The organism is Mycobacterium alsense (genome assembly GCF_002086635.1).
Lineage (GTDB): Bacteria > Actinomycetota > Actinomycetes > Mycobacteriales > Mycobacteriaceae > Mycobacterium > Mycobacterium alsense.
This window is the reverse complement of sequence record NZ_MVHD01000010.1, coordinates 13803-29460: the sequence shown is the minus strand read 5'-3', so window position 1 is coordinate 29460 and position 15658 is coordinate 13803. Positions and strand designations below refer to the sequence as shown.

17 protein-coding genes are annotated in these 15658 nt (G+C 69.2%); 2 read left to right on the top strand and 15 right to left on the bottom strand.

Features of this window, described 5'->3' with window-relative positions:
- The first annotated feature begins 71 nt into the window (after nt 1-71).
- Nucleotides 72-1106: a hypothetical protein gene (locus tag BST11_RS27045; protein WP_142276248.1), complete on the top strand. Its 1035-nt coding sequence runs from the start codon at nt 72-74 to the stop codon at nt 1104-1106.
- 94 nt (nt 1107-1200) lie between these two features.
- Here the strand turns inward: BST11_RS27045 and BST11_RS08545 are convergent, their stop codons facing one another.
- The 8 genes from BST11_RS08545 to BST11_RS08510 form a co-directional block, all read right to left on the bottom strand.
- On the bottom strand, nt 1201-1698 hold the full coding sequence (locus tag BST11_RS08545; protein WP_142276247.1) for an Rv2253/PknI dimerization domain-containing protein: 498 nt from the start codon (nt 1696-1698) through the stop codon (nt 1201-1203).
- A 10-nt stretch (nt 1699-1708) separates the two neighbouring features.
- Nucleotides 1709-2977 (bottom strand): cytochrome P450, encoded by a 1269-nt coding sequence (locus BST11_RS08540; protein ID WP_083137494.1) that lies wholly within the window; start codon nt 2975-2977, stop codon nt 1709-1711.
- 22 nt (nt 2978-2999) lie between these two features.
- A complete protein-coding gene (locus BST11_RS08535) occupies nt 3000-3614 on the bottom strand; it encodes a TetR/AcrR family transcriptional regulator (protein WP_083137569.1) in 615 nt (204 codons plus the stop codon).
- A gap of 115 nt (nt 3615-3729) precedes the next feature.
- Nucleotides 3730-4932, bottom strand: a complete 1203-nt coding sequence (locus BST11_RS08530; RefSeq protein ID WP_083137493.1) for a thiolase family protein — start codon at nt 4930-4932, stop codon at nt 3730-3732.
- Nucleotides 4929-5342 carry a Zn-ribbon domain-containing OB-fold protein gene (locus BST11_RS08525; RefSeq protein WP_083137492.1) on the bottom strand — a complete coding sequence of 138 codons (414 nt, stop codon included), beginning with the start codon at nt 5340-5342 and terminating at the stop codon, nt 4929-4931. The genes BST11_RS08530 and BST11_RS08525 overlap by 4 nt, the downstream gene beginning before the upstream one ends.
- Nucleotides 5339-6550 carry a CaiB/BaiF CoA transferase family protein gene (locus BST11_RS08520; RefSeq protein ID WP_083137491.1) on the bottom strand — a complete coding sequence of 404 codons (1212 nt, stop codon included), beginning with the start codon at nt 6548-6550 and terminating at the stop codon, nt 5339-5341. Before BST11_RS08520 ends, BST11_RS08525 begins: the two co-directional genes overlap by 4 nt.
- Nucleotides 6551-7567 (bottom strand): phosphotransferase family protein, encoded by a 1017-nt coding sequence (locus BST11_RS08515; RefSeq protein ID WP_083137490.1) that lies wholly within the window; start codon nt 7565-7567, stop codon nt 6551-6553. It lies immediately after the preceding gene.
- Nucleotides 7564-8820: an alpha/beta hydrolase domain-containing protein gene (locus BST11_RS08510; RefSeq protein WP_244897574.1), complete on the bottom strand. Its 1257-nt coding sequence runs from the start codon at nt 8818-8820 to the stop codon at nt 7564-7566. The genes BST11_RS08515 and BST11_RS08510 overlap by 4 nt, the downstream gene beginning before the upstream one ends.
- A gap of 115 nt (nt 8821-8935) precedes the next feature.
- Here BST11_RS08510 and BST11_RS08505 point away from each other — a divergent pair, with 115 nt between their 5' ends.
- Nucleotides 8936-9298: a hypothetical protein gene (locus BST11_RS08505; protein WP_083137488.1), complete on the top strand. Its 363-nt coding sequence runs from the start codon at nt 8936-8938 to the stop codon at nt 9296-9298.
- A 145-nt stretch (nt 9299-9443) separates the two neighbouring features.
- Here BST11_RS08505 and BST11_RS08500 read toward each other — a convergent pair whose 3' ends face one another.
- The 7 genes from BST11_RS08500 to BST11_RS08470 all read right to left on the bottom strand — a co-directional run bounded on the left by BST11_RS08500 (nt 9444) and on the right by BST11_RS08470 (nt 15633).
- The gene (locus BST11_RS08500; protein WP_083137487.1) at nt 9444-9740 is read right to left on the bottom strand and encodes a cupin domain-containing protein; all 297 of its coding nucleotides are present in this window, start codon (nt 9738-9740) and stop codon (nt 9444-9446) included.
- Nucleotides 9741-9837: 97 nt separating this feature from the next.
- A complete protein-coding gene (locus BST11_RS08495) occupies nt 9838-10434 on the bottom strand; it encodes a TetR/AcrR family transcriptional regulator (RefSeq protein ID WP_083137486.1) in 597 nt (198 codons plus the stop codon).
- Nucleotides 10435-10496: 62 nt separating this feature from the next.
- Entirely contained in the window at nt 10497-10925 is a 429-nt protein-coding gene (locus BST11_RS08490) for a nitroreductase family deazaflavin-dependent oxidoreductase (RefSeq protein ID WP_083137485.1), read from the bottom strand.
- On the bottom strand, nt 10918-12180 hold the full coding sequence (locus BST11_RS08485) for a cytochrome P450 (protein ID WP_083137484.1): 1263 nt from the start codon (nt 12178-12180) through the stop codon (nt 10918-10920). The genes BST11_RS08490 and BST11_RS08485 overlap by 8 nt, the downstream gene beginning before the upstream one ends.
- Nucleotides 12177-12962 (bottom strand): SDR family NAD(P)-dependent oxidoreductase, encoded by a 786-nt coding sequence (locus BST11_RS08480; protein WP_083137483.1) that lies wholly within the window; start codon nt 12960-12962, stop codon nt 12177-12179. The genes BST11_RS08485 and BST11_RS08480 overlap by 4 nt, the downstream gene beginning before the upstream one ends.
- Nucleotides 12962-14170 (bottom strand): amidohydrolase family protein, encoded by a 1209-nt coding sequence (locus BST11_RS08475; protein WP_083137482.1) that lies wholly within the window; start codon nt 14168-14170, stop codon nt 12962-12964. Before BST11_RS08475 ends, BST11_RS08480 begins: the two co-directional genes overlap by 1 nt.
- Nucleotides 14167-15633, bottom strand: a complete 1467-nt coding sequence (locus BST11_RS08470; RefSeq protein ID WP_083137481.1) for an aldehyde dehydrogenase family protein — start codon at nt 15631-15633, stop codon at nt 14167-14169. Before BST11_RS08470 ends, BST11_RS08475 begins: the two co-directional genes overlap by 4 nt.
- Nucleotides 15634-15658 lie beyond the last annotated feature (25 nt).

Here is a 15658-nt window from a genome sequence, read left to right as displayed (position 1 = left end):
GGCGTCCGTTCGCTCCTATTCGGTTGGTCAAAACGCCCTGCTCGCCGGATGGCACTGCGTACGCTCAACGCATGCAGGAGCAAGATCATGGTCCTGTGCACCGGGACCTACCGCAGTCCGGTATCGACGATCTAGTAAGCCCTCACCCATCGGATAATCGGACCCCCGGCGGCGCTGCGTCTATCGATGACTCATTCAAGAAACTGGCCGCCTACCGGAAGTGCGCCGAACGCATACGAGCGACATGGCCCGCATTCGCTGTGGAGCGCCGGAAAAGATTGCAGCAAGCCGGTTTCGGTCCACCGGTCGAGAAGATCGCAGAGAACATCCTTGAAGACCTCTTTGCGACCGTCCTTGACTGGCCAGTGTCAGACGTCAAACCGCAAGTCGGACGAGCCGATATCGTCCTGGCCAGCTTGGGTGTCAAGTGGCTGGTACTCGAGGTCAAACGACCGGGCTCACTCATAGGGCGTCGATCCGCCATCGACGCGGCCCTAGCACAAGCACGCCGCTACGCTGCAGATCAGCGCGTCAGGACCGTTGCTGTCAGCGACGCGAACATGCTGTACGCAGGCGATGTCTCCGGCGGCGGCCTGCGCCCTCGGGTGTGGTTGAACCTCGACGCCGAGGAACCGCCAAGCGATCTGTGGTGGTTATCAGTCCACGGAATTTACCGTCGGTGCCCAGACGTAGCGGTCGAGCTTGGCACGCTGCTCCAACGCAATTGTGGATCCGGTTTGGACATGTCCGACGTCGGCGACCTGCATCCGAAATACAAGCTAGCCGTCCACTGCTTCGCTTACGTAGGTGCCGCGAATGACGTTCACACTTGGAAGCTGCCTTATCTCTTGGCTGATGGCGTTACGCCAGACGGCAAGCGGCTACCCAAGGCGATTCAATGCATCTTGAGCAATTATCGAGGTGCCAGGGTGGATATCCCACCAGCGGCAGTCGGAGACGTCTTGGTACGCCTTGGGAACGCGGCGGCGATCCTCAGGAAAATGCCATGCCAAAACGAAATGGCAGCGACAGCCTACGTGGAAGCTCATGACGCTTTAGAACAACTGAATCGACTAGCCGATGTTGGGTGCTGCCGGAAATCCTGAGGCGTTCTGTCGAATTGTGTGGGCGTGCGCCCTCGGCCGAAACCGTATTTTGCTGGCCGACGCGCCCCGCGCGCGAGGGTCCCAAGCGACCAGTTCAACCGATCTTTTCCAGCCGGAACGGCATCGTGATCACCAGCGCCTTGTTGATGCCGCAGGCGCCGCTGTCGCCGACGGTCTTGTCGAAGCCGGCGAGGACCGTCGATCCGTGTGAGACCCAACCCCTTTCGTCCACCGGATAGAACCGATAGATCTGATGCCCGGTGCGGGCCGAACCGTCGGGGCAGGGCTCCCAGTTGGGAATGTCGCGCCTGACGACGTACTCGCTGCCGTGGATGGCGACGTCGGCGCTCCACCCCAGGTCGCTGTCGACGCGTCCGGTGCATTCGACCGGGGTGCTACAGGTCATGCTGACCGTCCAGGTGCTGCGGACGGTGGCCTCGTCGCGGTAGATCTGGTTGGTCTGCGCCCACTGGCCGTTCGACGTGGCGGCGTAGGTTCCGTTGAGCCCCCACTCGCCGCCGGACGCGGCCGCCGGGGCCGCACCGAGCGCCAGCGTCACCGCCGGGACCGCCGCCACCACCATGCGCAGCATCGTTGACCGCCTACGGCTTTGGCGTGAACCGGATGTGGAGTTCGTTGAGCCCGCGCAGGATGTAGCTCGGGGCGTAGGTAAAGCGGCGGTCGCCCGCCGGTCCGTGGTGGGCCTCGTCGAAGTGGATGTCGGCCATCCGGTCGAGGATGCGCTCGAGGGAGACCCGGCCCTCGATGCGGGCGAGGGGCGCGCCGGGGCAGGTGTGCACGCCGCGGGCGAACGCGATCTGCTCGCGGACGTTGCCGCGGTCGAGCCGGAACTCGTGCGGGTTCTCGAATCGCCTGGGGTCCCGGTTGATCGCGCCCGGGGCAACCATGACCGTGGTGCCGGCCGGGATGTCGACGCCCCCCACGCAGGTCGACCGTTTCGCCAGCCGGAAGGTGGTCTTGACCGGGCTTTCCATCCGCAACGATTCCTCGATGAAGGCGGGAATGAGGCTGCGGTCGTCGCGCAGCGCCTGCTGCAGATCGGGCCGGTCGCAAAGGATTCGCAACGCGGCGCCCAGCAGCTTGGCGGTCGTTTCCTGGCCAGCCCCGAACAGGAAGGTGGCGGTCCGCACGACGTCGACGACCTCCGGCGTGGACCCGTCCGGATATTTCGCCGCCGCAAGCTCACTCAGCACGTCGGCGCGCGGCTCGCGACGGCGGTCCTCGATGTAGAAGCTGAACTTCTCGTCGAGGAAGTCCAGCGGGTTGATCGCCGCGGGATCGTGCTCCAAGTTGCCCACCGTGTGCGAATTCGCGAACACGGCCCGGAATTCCTTGTGGTCGGTCTCGGGCACACCCAGCAGGTTGGCTACGGCCAGCAGCGCGTACGGCTTCGAATATGCCTCGAGGAACTCGCATTCGCCGTCGGCGACGAACTCGTCGAGCTGGTGATCGGCCAGGCCGTAGAGGAAGTCCTGATTCTCCTTCAACCGCGCGGGCGTGAGCAGGCGGCTCAGCACCGACCGGGCGCGGGTGTGCTCGGGCGGATCCATCGTCACCATGTGCTCGTGCAGCGGCAGCCGCGTGCGGTGCCGCTCGATCAGGGCGCCGATGTCGTCGCCGGAGGGTTCGAACGGCAACGGCGGAAACGGCCCGCCGACCGCGATGCAGCTGGAATACGAGTCGACGTCCTTGTAGAGGGCCATGGCCTCCTCGTAGCCGGTGACGGCGACGACGCCGTGGTGCGGCTCCCGGACCACCGGACCCTGTTCGCGCAGGTAGTCGAAATACGGGTGGGGATCGGGAACGAACGAGGGGTCGGTGAAGAAGTCGCGGGCCTCAAAGTCGTTCATTGGCAACCTTTCCCATCGACGGTCATGCGCGCGGCGCCCCGAGCGCCATCCTGCAGAACTGCCAGATGTTTTCCTTGACGTCGTTCAGGTCCGAGCCGAGAGAGCCGGGGTTGGCCGCATAGGCGTAGTAGTGGTAGGTCGCGCGGAGCAGTTCGACGATGAACCAGACGTCCGATTCGGGATTGCGGGGCCGCAGCAGGCCCTTGTCGGTGGCGCTGTTGACCTCGGTGAGCATCAGGTCGATGAGTGGCTTCCCCGCCTCGGCAAGCTCTTTCGGGAAGATGCGGTGCAGGTGCCAGTGTGTGGAGACGATGAACCGCATGCCGCCGGCTTCGGCGTTGTTGTCACCGAACTGCTCCAGCGGCGCGGTGATGTAGAACCGCAACCGCTCCATGGGGTCGGTGATGCCGGCGGCGGCCTCCGACCAGCGGTCGCAGGCCTCGATCATCGCGTCCCCGATCACCGCCAGCAGCAGCTCGTCCTTGGACGCGAAGTAGCGGTAGAAGGTCTGCAGCGCGACGGCGGCCTCGGCGACCAGGTCCTGGGTGGTGAAGTCGCCCTTGTCGCGGATGAGCCGCTGGGCGGCGTCGAGCATCAGCCGCACCTGGTTGGCGATGCGCGTGCGCGACCGCTGCACCGCGGCGGACCGATCGACCGCGCGCTCCACCCAGGACTCCGACGGAACCGTCACCGCGACTCCTCAAGGCCAGTAACAGTAGAACGATATTCTACCGATCTTGAGAGCACAACTCTCAAAACCGTTCGGCGCTGTAGACGACGGCCCCGCCGAAATGGGGCGAGGAATGGCACGCCAGCCCGATCGTCGCTTCCTCGCGCTGCCGGTCCCCGGCGCGGCGCGCCAGCTGCAGGTAGCACTCGAGCATCTGCGGGATCCCGTGCATGCGCCCGTTGCCCAGCGCGCCGCCACCCGAGAGGGCCGGGATGCCGCCCGGGCGGTCGCTGTCGATGCCGCCCGCCTCGACGAAGCGGTGCGCCTCGCCGGGCGGGCACAGGCCGAGCACCTCCAGCCACAGCCACACGAACGGCGAAAAGCCGTCGTACACCTGGGGCAGGTCGACGTCGCCGACCCCAATCCCGGCGTGCTCCCACAGCCGCCGGGCGGTCTCGGCGCCGCCCTCGACGATGTCGTCCAGCGGCCAGTGCAGCGGAAGCCGGCGCTTGGCCGGCGTGCCGGCGGCGTACCCGGCGACGTACACGGGCGGGTGCGGCAGGTCGCGGGCGCGTTCGGCGGAGGTGAACACGAACGCGGCGACGCCGTCGGCGGGGATGTCGCAGTCGTAGCGGCACACCGGGTCGAAAAGCGTGGGCGCCGCGAGGTATTCGTCGGCGCCGAGCGGCCGGTCGCGCCAGTACGACCACGGGATGCGCGCGCCGTTCTTGCGGGCCTCCACCGCCACCGCGGCCATCGATTCCCGCTTGGCGCCGTAGCGCTGCAGGTACTCGTTGTAGGGCAGCGCGATCATGGCCAGCGGTCCGAAAAACCCCTGGGGTGCCGTCCACTGCTGCGACCCGCGCGCCTCGCGCATCGGGTTGGCGTGGTAGCGCCCGGCGGGGTTGTGCAGGGCGCGGTGCAGCAGCACGAAGTCGGCGGCGCCGCTGGCGACCGCGTTGACGGCCATGCCGACCGAGCCGGTGATCTGGCCGATGCCCTCGAAACCCGCGACGTAGCGGGGGTTTACGCCGAGATGTTGGGCCAGCCACGCCGACGAGACGGTGCTGACGCCGTCCTCGGTGACCTGCCCCCTGGCGCTGGGCAGCAGGCTGGAGCTGACGAACCCGTCGATTTGATCCACGCGCAGTCCCGTGTCGGCGATCGCCTCGCGCGCGGTGTCGACGGCCAGCGCGCCGAGCGGTCGTTCGGCGCGGCGCTGGATCACCGATTGCGCGTAGCCGGCGATGGCGACCCGGTTGCTCGCCGCGAACCTGCCGCTCATGCGAGCTCGAACGCGGGGACGGCGACGCCGGGGGCGAGGTCTTCGAAACCGGCCGTGACCGCGGCGCCCACGCCCAGGTCGGCGTCCGGGCCGTCGAGCAGGCGGCCGATCAGCCGCAGGTCGTCCTGCTCGACGAGTTCGACGTCGACGAGCACGAACGGCAGGTCGTCGTCGAAGCCGGGCAGCAGCGCCTGGCGCACCACGGTCCACGACCGCACGGTGCCGCGCCCGCTCACCGGGACGAATTCGAATCCGGGGTCGCTGGAATGGCAATGGGGACAGACGATGTCGGGCGGCATGGTGAGCCGGGCGCACCGGGCGCAGCGCGCGGCGGTGAGGACGTGCTCGGCCGCGGCCGCCCAGAACGGGGCCGACGCGTCGTCGGGCACCGGGACCGGACGCGCGGTCACGGGATCACCCCCCGCTCGGCCAGTTTCGCGATCGCGTCCCAGTCGTGACCGAGCTCCAGCAGCAGCGCCTCGGTGTGCTCGCCGTGCTCGGGCGCGCGGCGCAGGGGCGGCCCCTGCTCGTCGAGCTGCACGGGCACCGACGGCAGCCGGTAGGCCTGGCCGCCGTCCAGCTCGACGCCGCCCACGTAGCCGTTGGCGGCCACCTGCGGGTCCTCGACGACCTCCTGCACGGATTGCACTGGCGCCCAGGGGGCGTCGAGCTTGGCGAGCAGCTCGCGCCATTCGGCGAGGGTGTGGCGGGCGAACACCGCGTCCAGCTCGGCCACGCACGCCTCGGCGTTGGCGCGCCGCGCGGCCATGTCGGCGAAGCGGGGGTCGTCGACGAGCTCGTCGCGCCCGACCAGCCGGCAGAACTCCGCCCAGTACCGGTCGCCCTGCAGAAACATCAGTTGGATGTGGCGCCCGTCCTTGGTGCGGTAGTTGCCGGTGAGCGGGTTGACCTGCGGGCCGCGCCCGGCCACCGGCCCGGCCTGCCCGCCGTTGAGCACCGCGAGCAGGTCCGACGACAGCATCCACATCGCGGTGGCCAGCAGCGACACGTCGACCACCGAACCCGCCCCGGTCTTGGTTCGCTGGAGCAGCGCGGCCGCGATGCCGAAAGCCAGTGCCATGGCGCCGTTTCGGTCACCCATCGCGCCGCGCTGGCTGATCGGGTAGTCGCGCTCGGGCGGCGTGAGGATGTGGCCCACTCCCCCGCGCGCCCAGAACGCCGAGCTGTCGTAGCCGGGCTGGTTGGCGTCCGGGCCGCGCACCCCGAAGCCGTGGCCGCGGGCGTAGATCAGCGTGGGGTAGCGCCCGCGCAGCGCGTCCGCGTCGAGCCCGAGCCGGCCCAGCGCGCCGGGGCGCAGGCTGGTGAGGAAAACGTCGGCGGTCCCGAGCAATTCGTGCAGCACGGCCAGGCCGGCCTCGTGGCGCAGGTTCAGCGCGATCGACCGCTTGCCGCGATTGGCCAGGGCCATCGAGAGGTTGACGCCGTCGCGGTCGGTGCCGATGCCCTGCGTCGCCAGGCCGCGGTAGGGGTCGCCCTCGAGGCGTTCGATGCGGACGACGTCGGCGCCCCAGTCGGCCAGCAGCGCCCCGGCCACCGGGACGAAAACCCACTGCGCCAGCTCCACGACGCGCAGTCCCTCGAAGGGCCTCGGGTCCATCTATCGCCTCCCCAGCGCGTCGTGATCGGCCACCGCGGTGCCCAGCCGGTGCAGCAGCGTGGTGATGACGGCCGGCGGCTGTTTGGTGGTGATGCTCCACAAAAAGAAGCCGTGCAGCATGCCGCGGGCGATGGTGCGCCGGGCGTCGTCGAACGGCGGCGGTGTGACGCCGCGCGCGGCGAGCGCATCGAGGTAGTGGCGCAACAGGTCTCGCTCGGTGCGCCGGCGCTCGGGGACGGTCAGCGTCGAGGCGATGTGGTAGCCGACGTCGAGGTACCAGCCGCCGCGCTGCACGAGCTGCCAGTCGACCAGCGACGCGACCCCGGCGCCGTCGACGACGAGGTTGCCCACGTGCGGATCCCCGTGGATGACGCACCACGGGCCCGGCTCCGGCGACATCAGGCCGCGGTAGGCGTCGACCAGCCGGTGCGCGTCGCTAGCGCTGCCGAGGTTGCGGGCGATGATCTCGCGCGTGCGCTGCACGCCCCACACGTCCAGCACCCGCCCCAGCCGCGGGGCCAACCACTCGACGCCGGCCCAGCGGGGTTGTGACCACGTCGCCGCGTGCAGCCGGGCCAGCTGGGCCAGGGTGTCGACGGCCTGGTCTGCGGTGTAGGGGCTGTTGCCGTCCAGGAACGTGGCGCCCTGGGCCACAACGTCTTCGGTGATGACGACGCCGTGGCGGGTCGCCGGGTCGATGTCGGCGTACACCGCCCGCAGCGTGCGCACGCCCGTCGCGGCGGCGAGGTCCCGGTAGAAGCCGGCCTCCGGGGCCCCGATGTAGGGTGCGGCGCGGCCGATATCGTTGAAGTAGCCCTTGACGCACAGCGCGTGCGAGGTGCCGTCCGCGCACTTGACGGAAAACCGTGCGTTGGTGGAGATCCGGTCGACGACGGGGCCCGGCGTCACCGCGACGACGTCGACGCCGGGAAGGCGCGGTTGCAGCGCCGCGGTGAGCCATCGCGGTGAGAGCGCCCGTTCGAGGGTGTCCGGCACGGGCACGGTCTGCACCGTCATGCGAACGCGGCCTTGGCTTTGACGGTCTGGGCTTGCAGGATCTCGGCGCGGTCGTCCCCCAGCAGAAAGCCGGCTTCGATGGCGGCGTCGAGGCTGGTGGCGAACTCGGCGAGATAGGTCCGCGCGTCGCCGTAGCGGCCGGCGAGCACCGCGTGCGGCAATGGCGCCTCCCGGCCCACGAGCGCGCACAGCGGCCCCGGTGTCGAATGGGCCTCGTAGCGCGCGAGCGGAACCTCGAGGAACGGCGACGGCACCCCTCCGACGGCGTTGCCGAACCGGTCGACGGCGGCCTCGGCTACGGTGTCGTCGACCCGCAGCGCGACGCGCGGCGCGCGCGGCGGCGCGATGCCGTCCTCGGCCCAACGAAAGAGGTTGCGCAGCGCCGCGCGGACGAAGGCCGCCATCGGGAAGCTCGAGCCGTCGCCGTCGCAGCCGGCGATCCTGGCAGCGTGGGGTGCGCCGGCGATCTCGTAGAGGCGGAACAGGTCCCCGGCGGCGTCGCTGTCGTCGCGGCGCACCGAGGCGCCGCCGGGGTTGACGAAATCCTCGAAGGCGAATCCCTCGACGTCGCTTTGCGGTTGGATCTCGACGACCGGGACACCGACCGCGGGCACGGGCGCGTACTCGAACCGGGGCAGCCCCTCGCCCACCGCCAGCGGCGTCAGGCTCGCCGCGTGCGAGGCCGGGAAGTAACCGTCGTAAACCGCGCCGAACGCCGCGGCGAACGTGGCCACGTCGACGGCGCTTTGCGAATACCCGCCCAGGTAGACGCGGCGCACCTCGCCGCTCTCCTTGACCAGCGTGCCGACCGTCCGCAGCAGGTCCCACACCAGGTCGTTGGACGGGATGTCGAGTTCGCCGTAGCGGCGCGGGTCGCGCTGTTTGAGCTGTTCCGCCGACCACGCGCGCACGCTGACGCCGACCCAGGCATCGCCCTGCGCCTGCAGCAGACCGGCGACGTGTAGCCACAACGCGTCGCGGTCCACGCCGTAGGTGGTGTTGAACGGCTCGACGACGACGCGGCCGCTGAATCGGCCTGATTTCGGGTGGCGCACCAGGATTCGGGTGACGTAGCGATGACCGGTGGTGGCGATTCTGGCGGGTCCGGTGGCGGGGCCCCCGTAGGCGTTCGCCGTGCCCTCAAGCAGGTACTCGGCCTCGGTGTAGTCGGCCGCGAATTCCGGTAGGACATCGTCGAATTCGGACGGCGGGCGGGTGGCGCTGGTCTCGGGAACCCCTGGGCCGGTGGGCATCTCCCGTAGTTGTGTTCTAGACTGCATCATGAGTTTTCTCCGGCGGCTCACCCTGCCATTCGCGTGCTTGCTGACCCTCGCCGGCGTATCGGTCGCACCGGTTGCCCATGCCGGCATGCCGTTGGGCAACTACGACCTGAACATCGTCGGCCGCTACGACTTTCACACGTGGGTCTGGTCGGTCACCTCGTGCCCCGGAGAATGCGTGCACGTGAACGCCATCGCGCGGCCGGTGGCCAAGGCGTTCGACTACGTGGGCGACGCGCGGCTCGCCGACGGGCGCTACACCCTGGCGGTCGACGTTCCCGACGGCCTGAGATGTGGCGATATCTATTACGGCCCAACGATTCCCACGCACGACGTCTACACCTGGGACGCGACCACGCTGGGCGGTTCGCTGGAATCGTCTTTCGATGCCGGCTGCGACGGCGCCCCGGCCGGCACCCGCACGTACCCGTTCACGCTGTCGCGGCTGTAACATCCATCACTTCCGCCCCCGGTTCGGGGCATATGACTGATTGCCCGCCTCACAGCGACAACTCGGGCGCGGTGGGATTGTCGCTCAGAGGCGGGCAATTGGTCACACACCTCCCAGCCAGTGACCAGTGTGGCAACTGAGGTTCTCACGACTGCCCCGCCCTCTGCATCGCATCCATGCACTGCTGCAGCGCGAACGCCGGGTTCAGCTCGAGCGCCCGCGTCGGCTCCGGATAGATCAAAATGTGGCCCGCCGGAAAGAAATACACCTCCCCGGCGCTCGCCACCTCGTCGGGCCAATCGGTGTTCGGGTAGGTCGCGCGGATCGAGCCCTCGAAGATGTAGCCGTAGTGCGGACACGTGCACACCCCGCCGGGCAGCCCACCCGCCTTATACAGCTCGGTGCAGTCCAGCGGGCCGGTCGTGGTGTAGCCGACCTCCATGTCGCCCCACTGCACCGACCGGAACCCATCCCCGGCCGCCGGCCACCGACCCCCTCCACCGCTGGGCAACTCGTCGGGTTTGGCGTGCGGCATGGCGTCACCTTCCCGTGCCACCGAGGGCACTGAGACAGAACTCCCACAGGCGGTCGGTCGCCTCGGCCGCCAACGGGGCGTAGGCGTGATAGTGGTACACGGAGCGCACCAGTTCGGCGATGAACCACGCCGCCCACTGCGGGTCGGCGGGCGCCAGCAGCCCGGCCTCGACACCCGCCTTGATCTCGGTGAGCAGCAAGTCGGCGAACGGCTTTTCGGCCTCGGCGAGTTCCTCGGGGAAGATGCGGTGCAGCCGCCAATGCGTCGACACGATGAACTTGGCCGTGCCGCCCTGGCCCTGTTCGGCGTCGAGCACCTCGATGACCGTCGTGATGTAGAAGCGCAGCCGCGCGACCGGATCGGGCAGGTCCGCGGCGGCGGCCGCCCACCGCGTGCAGGCGTCGTTCATGGCGTCGGCGATCACCGCCAGCAGCAGCTCGTCCTTCGACGCGAAGTAGCGGTAGAACGTCTGCAGCGCGACGCCGGCCTCCTTGACGAGCTCCTGCGTGGTGAACGCGTCGCCCTTCTGGCGGATCAGGCGCAGCGCCGCGTCGAGCATCAGCCTGACCTGGTTGGCGATGCGGGTCCGCGACCGCTGCACTGCGGCCGACCGCTGGGCGGCCCTCTCCTCGGCACGTGACACCGAAGAAATGCTAGCGGGCGTCATGAGGGCGTGAGTATCACGACGGGAATGTCGCGGTCGGTTCGTGTCTGGTAGGCGTCGTAGTTGGGCCACACGCCGGTGACGATCTGCCACAGCCGCGGCTTTTCGGTGGCCGACGCGGTGCGCGCGACGACCGCGAACTCGTCGGCGCGAACCTGAATCCTGGCCTCCGGGTTGGCCTGCAGGTTCACATACCACGACGGGTGGCTCGGCGCGCCGCCCTTGGAGGCCACCACCAGGTAGTCGCCCCCGTCGCGCGCGAAGATCAGCGCAGAGGTGCGCTGCTTGCCGGTGCGCCGCCCGGTCGTGGTGAGCAGCAGCGTGGGAACGCCGTTCCAGATGTAGCCGACCTCGCCGCCGCTGTCGCGATACGCGCGGATGTGGTCCTCGCCGAGCAGGGTGAGGTCGGGCGGCGTGTACTCAGGCATCGAACACCACCGGGATCGCGGTCGCGCCGCGTTCGTACATGCCGACGAAGCGCGGCGCTTCGGCGTCGGGATCCAGCCGCAGGTTCGGCAGCCGGTCGAGCAGCGCCGAGATCGCGATGGTCATCTCGGCGCGGGCGACGTGCATGCCCAGGCAGATGTGCGGGCCCTGCCCAAACCCCAAGGAGGGACGGTACTTTCGGGTGATGTCGTACTCGTCGGGGCGCTCCCATCGGGCGGGATCCCGGTTGGCGGCGCCGAGCGCGAGGTGCACGACGGAGCCCGCGGGGATGTCCACGCCGCCGAGTTCGGCGTCGGCCATGACCCAGCGCGAGAACATCGGGTCGGTCGGCATCCACCGCACCGACTCCTCGATCGCGGGACGCAGCAACTGCCGGTCGGTGCGCACCGCCTCGAGGAGCTCGGGACGCTGCAACAGCGTGGTGATCGTGGTGCCCATCTGCTTCCAGGTGGTGCCCGAGCCCGCGCCGAGCAACAGCAGCACGAAGGAATCGATTTCGCGATCGGTGAGCCGGTCTTTGACGCCGTTCTCGTCGGTCAGCTCGGCCTGGACGAGGATGCTGATCAGGTCGTCGCGCGGCTCCTCGCGGCGGGCGGCGACGACCGGCTTGAGGATGCCGACCACCTTTTGCGGATCCCGCGACAGCGCCTCCCGGATGTCGAGGGCCTGCTCGACCGGCACGCCGAAACTGCCGGTGATGGTAAGCACGGGGATGGCCGCGCAGAAGTCGACGTTGAGTTCGGCGTGCCCGTCGCGCACGAACCCGTCGACGAGCAGGTCGACGGTGTCGGAGATCCAATTGTCTATCCACCACTTGCCGTTCGACGACAGGAACGACGGCTGGACCAGGGCGCGGTAGCGCTTGTGCTGCTCGCCGTTCATCGACAGCATGCTGTTGGTCAGGCCCAGCGGGCCGTTCTCCAGGTCGACCGGATCCGGGGACGACGCGAACACCTCCGGGTTGCGGTAGACCGTCATGCAGGTGTCGTAGTCGAACACCGTGAAATGGGGGCTGTCGGGGTAGGGCAGCCCGTGGAAGAACATCGTGTCCGTGCTGCCGGTCAGCTCGTGCAGGATGCCGGGGAGCACCGGCCCCTGCTCGCGCAGCCGGTGCCACACCGGGTACGGGTCCTGCTCGTAAGCCCCACCGGCCCAGGCGTTGTAGGAGCTGCGCAGGTCGAACAGCTCGCGCAGCCGGTCGCGGTCTAAGGCGGGCCCCCCAACCTGACTGGTCATTTCGCCACGAACCCGCCGTCGACCGGCAGCGCCACCCCGGTGACGTTGCGCGACGCGTCCGAGACCAGATACAGCGCGGCCTCGGCGCAGTCCTCCGCGGTGATGGCGCGCCCGAGCGGGTGCTGCCCGCCGACGGACTCGGCGATCGCCGCCTGCTGCTCCGCGTCGACCTTCAACCCGCCGGCGGCCATGAATCCGGTCAGCGGCATGGCGGCAGGGCAGATGGCGTTGACGCGAATCCCGAAGGGGGCCGCCTCGATCGCGACCCCGCGGGTGAGCTGGATGACCCCGCCCTTGGTGGCGCCGTACACCGTGCCGCCCCACCCCACCAGGCCGGCCACCGAGGCGGTGTTGAGAATAACCCCGCCGCTCCCCTGCTCCTTGAAGCGCAGCACCGCGTGCTTGCACCCGAGGAACACCCCGCCGAGGTTGACCGCGACCAGCCGGTTGAAGTCGTCGAGCGTGTGGTCCTCGAAGCTCATGCCGAGCCGCGGCGTCGGGATGCCGACGTTGTTGAACAGGATGTCCAGCCGGCCGTACTGGTCGACCGCGGCCGCGATCATCGCCTGCACCTGCGGCTCGTCGGACACGTCGGTCGCGACGGCGATGGCGGTGCCGCCGGCCGACTCGACCTGGCGCACGGTCTCTTTCGCGTGGTCGAGGTCGATGTCGGCCGCGACCACCAGGGCGCCCTCCTCGGCAAACCGCAACGAAGACGCCCGCCCCACGCCCGAGCCGGCGCCGGTGACGATGGCGCTCCTGCCGTCCAGCACCCCGGACACTACGCGCTCGCCAGGACGGGCGGCTCGGCCGGCGTGAACCGGTAGAGCTTTTCGGCGTTGCCGCGCAGCAGCTTGTACTGCACGTCCTCCGGCAGGTCCTTCATCGTGTTGCGGGCGACGCCGATGCAGTCGGGCCAGGTGGAGTCCGAGTGCGGGTAGTCCGTCTCGCACATGATGTTGTCCTCGCCGATCTCGTCGAGACTCTTGACCGCGTGGCGGTCTTCGATGATGCAGCCGTAGATGTGGTTGCGGAACGTCTCGCGGATGTCGAGGCTGTCGAGGTCGATGGCCTTGCCCGCGCCCGCGTGCGTGTCAAACTTCGCGCCGCGCATCACCCAGTAGCGCTGCTTGTCCAGCACCTGTTCGGCGCGCTCCAAAAAGTAGGGCATCCAGCCGACCTCGCCCTCGGACAGCGCGATCTTCAGGTTCGGGTAGCGCTGGAACATCCCGCTGAACAACCAGGACAGCATCGTCCCCGACGTGCGCGACGCCCCCCAGGTGAGGTTGGCCATGAACGGCGCGTCCGAACAGATCTTGGGCAGCGTCGACGAGGAGCCGACGTGCATGCTGGCCACCATGTGCAGCTCGTTGGCGGCGGCCATGACGGGCTCCCAGTAGCCGTTCGGGTCGTGAATCGTGGGCAGCCCCAAGGGCTCCGGGTTTTCCGAGAAGGCGAACGTCGTCACGCCCTTGGCCGCCATCCGCTCCATCTCCTTGGCGGCCAGCGGAGGGTCCCACATCGGGATCAGCATCAGCGGGATGTAGCGCCCCGGCGCGGCGCCGCACCATTCCTCGACCAGCCAGTCGTTGTAGTGCTGCAGGCATTCGAAGCCGAACTCGCGGTCGCTGGCCTCCATGAACAGCTGCCCGCAGAACCGCGTGATCGTCGGGAAGCACAGCGACGCAAGCACGCCCGCGCGGTCCATGTCCTCGACGCGGGCCTTGGCGTCGTAGCAGCCCGGCCGCATCTCCGAGTACGACAGCGGCTCGGGGCTGAACTCCTCCTTCGACTTGCCGACGACGGCGCTCAGGCCCGAGTTCGGGTAGCGCTTGCCGTCGTAGACCCAGTTGTCCACGCCGTGCTCGTTCTTCTCCATGTGCGGGGCGCGGTCGCGGTCCTTGGCGGCCACGCGGTCGACCCACAGGTTCGGCGGTTCGAGGATGTGGTCGTCGACCGAGATCAGCCAGTTCAGGTCGTATTCGCTCATTTCAGTTCTCCGATCGACATGTGCTTGACCTCCTGGAACTCGCGGATGCCGTCCGGGCCCCGCTCGCGGCCCAGCCCGCTTTGCTTGTATCCGCCGCTCGGCGCGTAGGCGGAGAAGACGGTGGTGTTGACGTTGACCGCGCCGGTGCGCAGCCGGCGCGCCACCTGGACCGCCGCGGCCGCGTCGGTCCCGTACACCTGACCGGACAGCCCGTAGATGCTGTCGTTGGCGATGGCCACCGCGTCGTCGACGTCGCGGTAGCCCAGCACGCCGATGATCGGGCCGAAGATCTCTTCCTGCGCAGCGGGGTTCGCGTTGCTCGGCAGGTCGAGCACGGTGGGCTCGAAGTAGTAGCCGCGGTCCAGGCCGGCCGGGCGCCCGCCGCCGCAGAACACCTTGCCGCCATGTTCCTCGGCCAGCTTGACGTACCGCTCGCACTTGTCGCGCTGGGCCGCGCTGATGACCGGCCCCATCATCGACGACTCGTCGCTGGGCGGGCCCACCTTGATCTGGGCGTACATGGCGCTGACCGCGTCCAGCACCTCGGCCTTCTTGTCCTGCGGCACAAGCATTCTCGTCGCGGCCACGCACGCCTGGCCGGCGGTGCTGGCGACCACCACCATCGCTCCCCCGGCGGCGCGGTGCACGGCGTCGGGCAAATAGATCTGCGCCGACTTGCCGCCGAGTTCCAGCGACACCCGTTTGACGGTCGGCGCCGCCTGCGCCAGGATCCTGCGCCCGGCCAGCGTCGAGCCGGTGAACGACACCATGTCCACCGCCGGGTGGCTGGTGAGGAGTTCGGCGGCCGCGGTCCCCGACTCCACGACCACGCTCAGCACACCCGGCGGAAGCCCCGCCGCATCGGCGGCAGCGCCGAAGATCAGCGACGAGATCGGCGTCAGCGGACTGGGCCGCAGGATCACCGAATTGCCGGCCATCAGCGCGGGAATGAGTTTCTGGAAGCCCATGATCAGCGCCGCGTTGTACGGCGTGATGGCCGTGACCACGCCGACGGGCTCGTGGCGCCGCACGCTCAAAGCGACCCGCCCGCGCACCAGGTCGTCGACGGGGACCGGGCTGGGCTCCTCGTGCGGCATCGACAGGTACAGGTCGATGGTCTGGCGCGCGATGGCGGTTCCGGCGCCCAGTTGTGTCATCTCGGCGAAGCGCGCCGACTGGCCGGCCTCGGCGACGAGCGTGGGAACCAGCTCCTCGCGCGCGGACTCGACGTGCTCGATGAACCCGCGCAGCACCCGGGCCCGCTCGCGGGGCGCCGCGTCGGCCCACACCCCGTCGTCGAAGCTGCGGCGCGCCTCGGCGATCGCGCGGTGCGCCTCCTCCAGCGGCGTCGCCGTGATGTCGGCGACGTGGCTTTCGTCGGCGGGATTCTCGACGGCGACGACGTCGTCGCCGGTCACCCAACGGCCGGCGACATACGTCCGCTGCTCCGCGAGGATGGGCACCGATGGCTCCTAAATGGCTGTTCGA

What these genes read in the sequence shown, in the direction of transcription:
- BST11_RS27045 (WP_142276248.1), top strand. Translation starts at nt 72, where the DNA reads ATGCAGGAGCAAGATCATGGTCCTGTGCACCGGGACCTACCGCAGTCC.
- BST11_RS08515 (WP_083137490.1), bottom strand. Translation starts at nt 7,567, where the DNA reads ATGACGGTGCAGACCGTGCCCGTGCCGGACACCCTCGAACGGGCGCTC.
- BST11_RS08510 (WP_244897574.1), bottom strand. Translation starts at nt 8,820, where the DNA reads ATGCCCACCGGCCCAGGGGTTCCCGAGACCAGCGCCACCCGCCCGCCG.
- BST11_RS08500 (WP_083137487.1), bottom strand. Translation starts at nt 9,740, where the DNA reads ATGGAGGTCGGCTACACCACGACCGGCCCGCTGGACTGCACCGAGCTG.
- BST11_RS08485 (WP_083137484.1), bottom strand. Translation starts at nt 12,180, where the DNA reads ATGACCAGTCAGGTTGGGGGGCCCGCCTTAGACCGCGACCGGCTGCGC.
- BST11_RS08475 (WP_083137482.1), bottom strand. Translation starts at nt 14,170, where the DNA reads ATGAGCGAATACGACCTGAACTGGCTGATCTCGGTCGACGACCACATC.
- BST11_RS08520 (WP_083137491.1), bottom strand. Translation starts at nt 6,550, where the DNA reads ATGGACCCGAGGCCCTTCGAGGGACTGCGCGTCGTGGAGCTGGCGCAG.
- BST11_RS08545 (WP_142276247.1), bottom strand. Translation starts at nt 1,698, where the DNA reads ATGCTGCGCATGGTGGTGGCGGCGGTCCCGGCGGTGACGCTGGCGCTC.
- BST11_RS08530 (WP_083137493.1), bottom strand. Translation starts at nt 4,932, where the DNA reads ATGAGCGGCAGGTTCGCGGCGAGCAACCGGGTCGCCATCGCCGGCTAC.
- BST11_RS08505 (WP_083137488.1), top strand. Translation starts at nt 8,936, where the DNA reads ATGCCGTTGGGCAACTACGACCTGAACATCGTCGGCCGCTACGACTTT.
- BST11_RS08540 (WP_083137494.1), bottom strand. Translation starts at nt 2,977, where the DNA reads ATGAACGACTTTGAGGCCCGCGACTTCTTCACCGACCCCTCGTTCGTT.
- BST11_RS08490 (WP_083137485.1), bottom strand. Translation starts at nt 10,925, where the DNA reads ATGCCTGAGTACACGCCGCCCGACCTCACCCTGCTCGGCGAGGACCAC.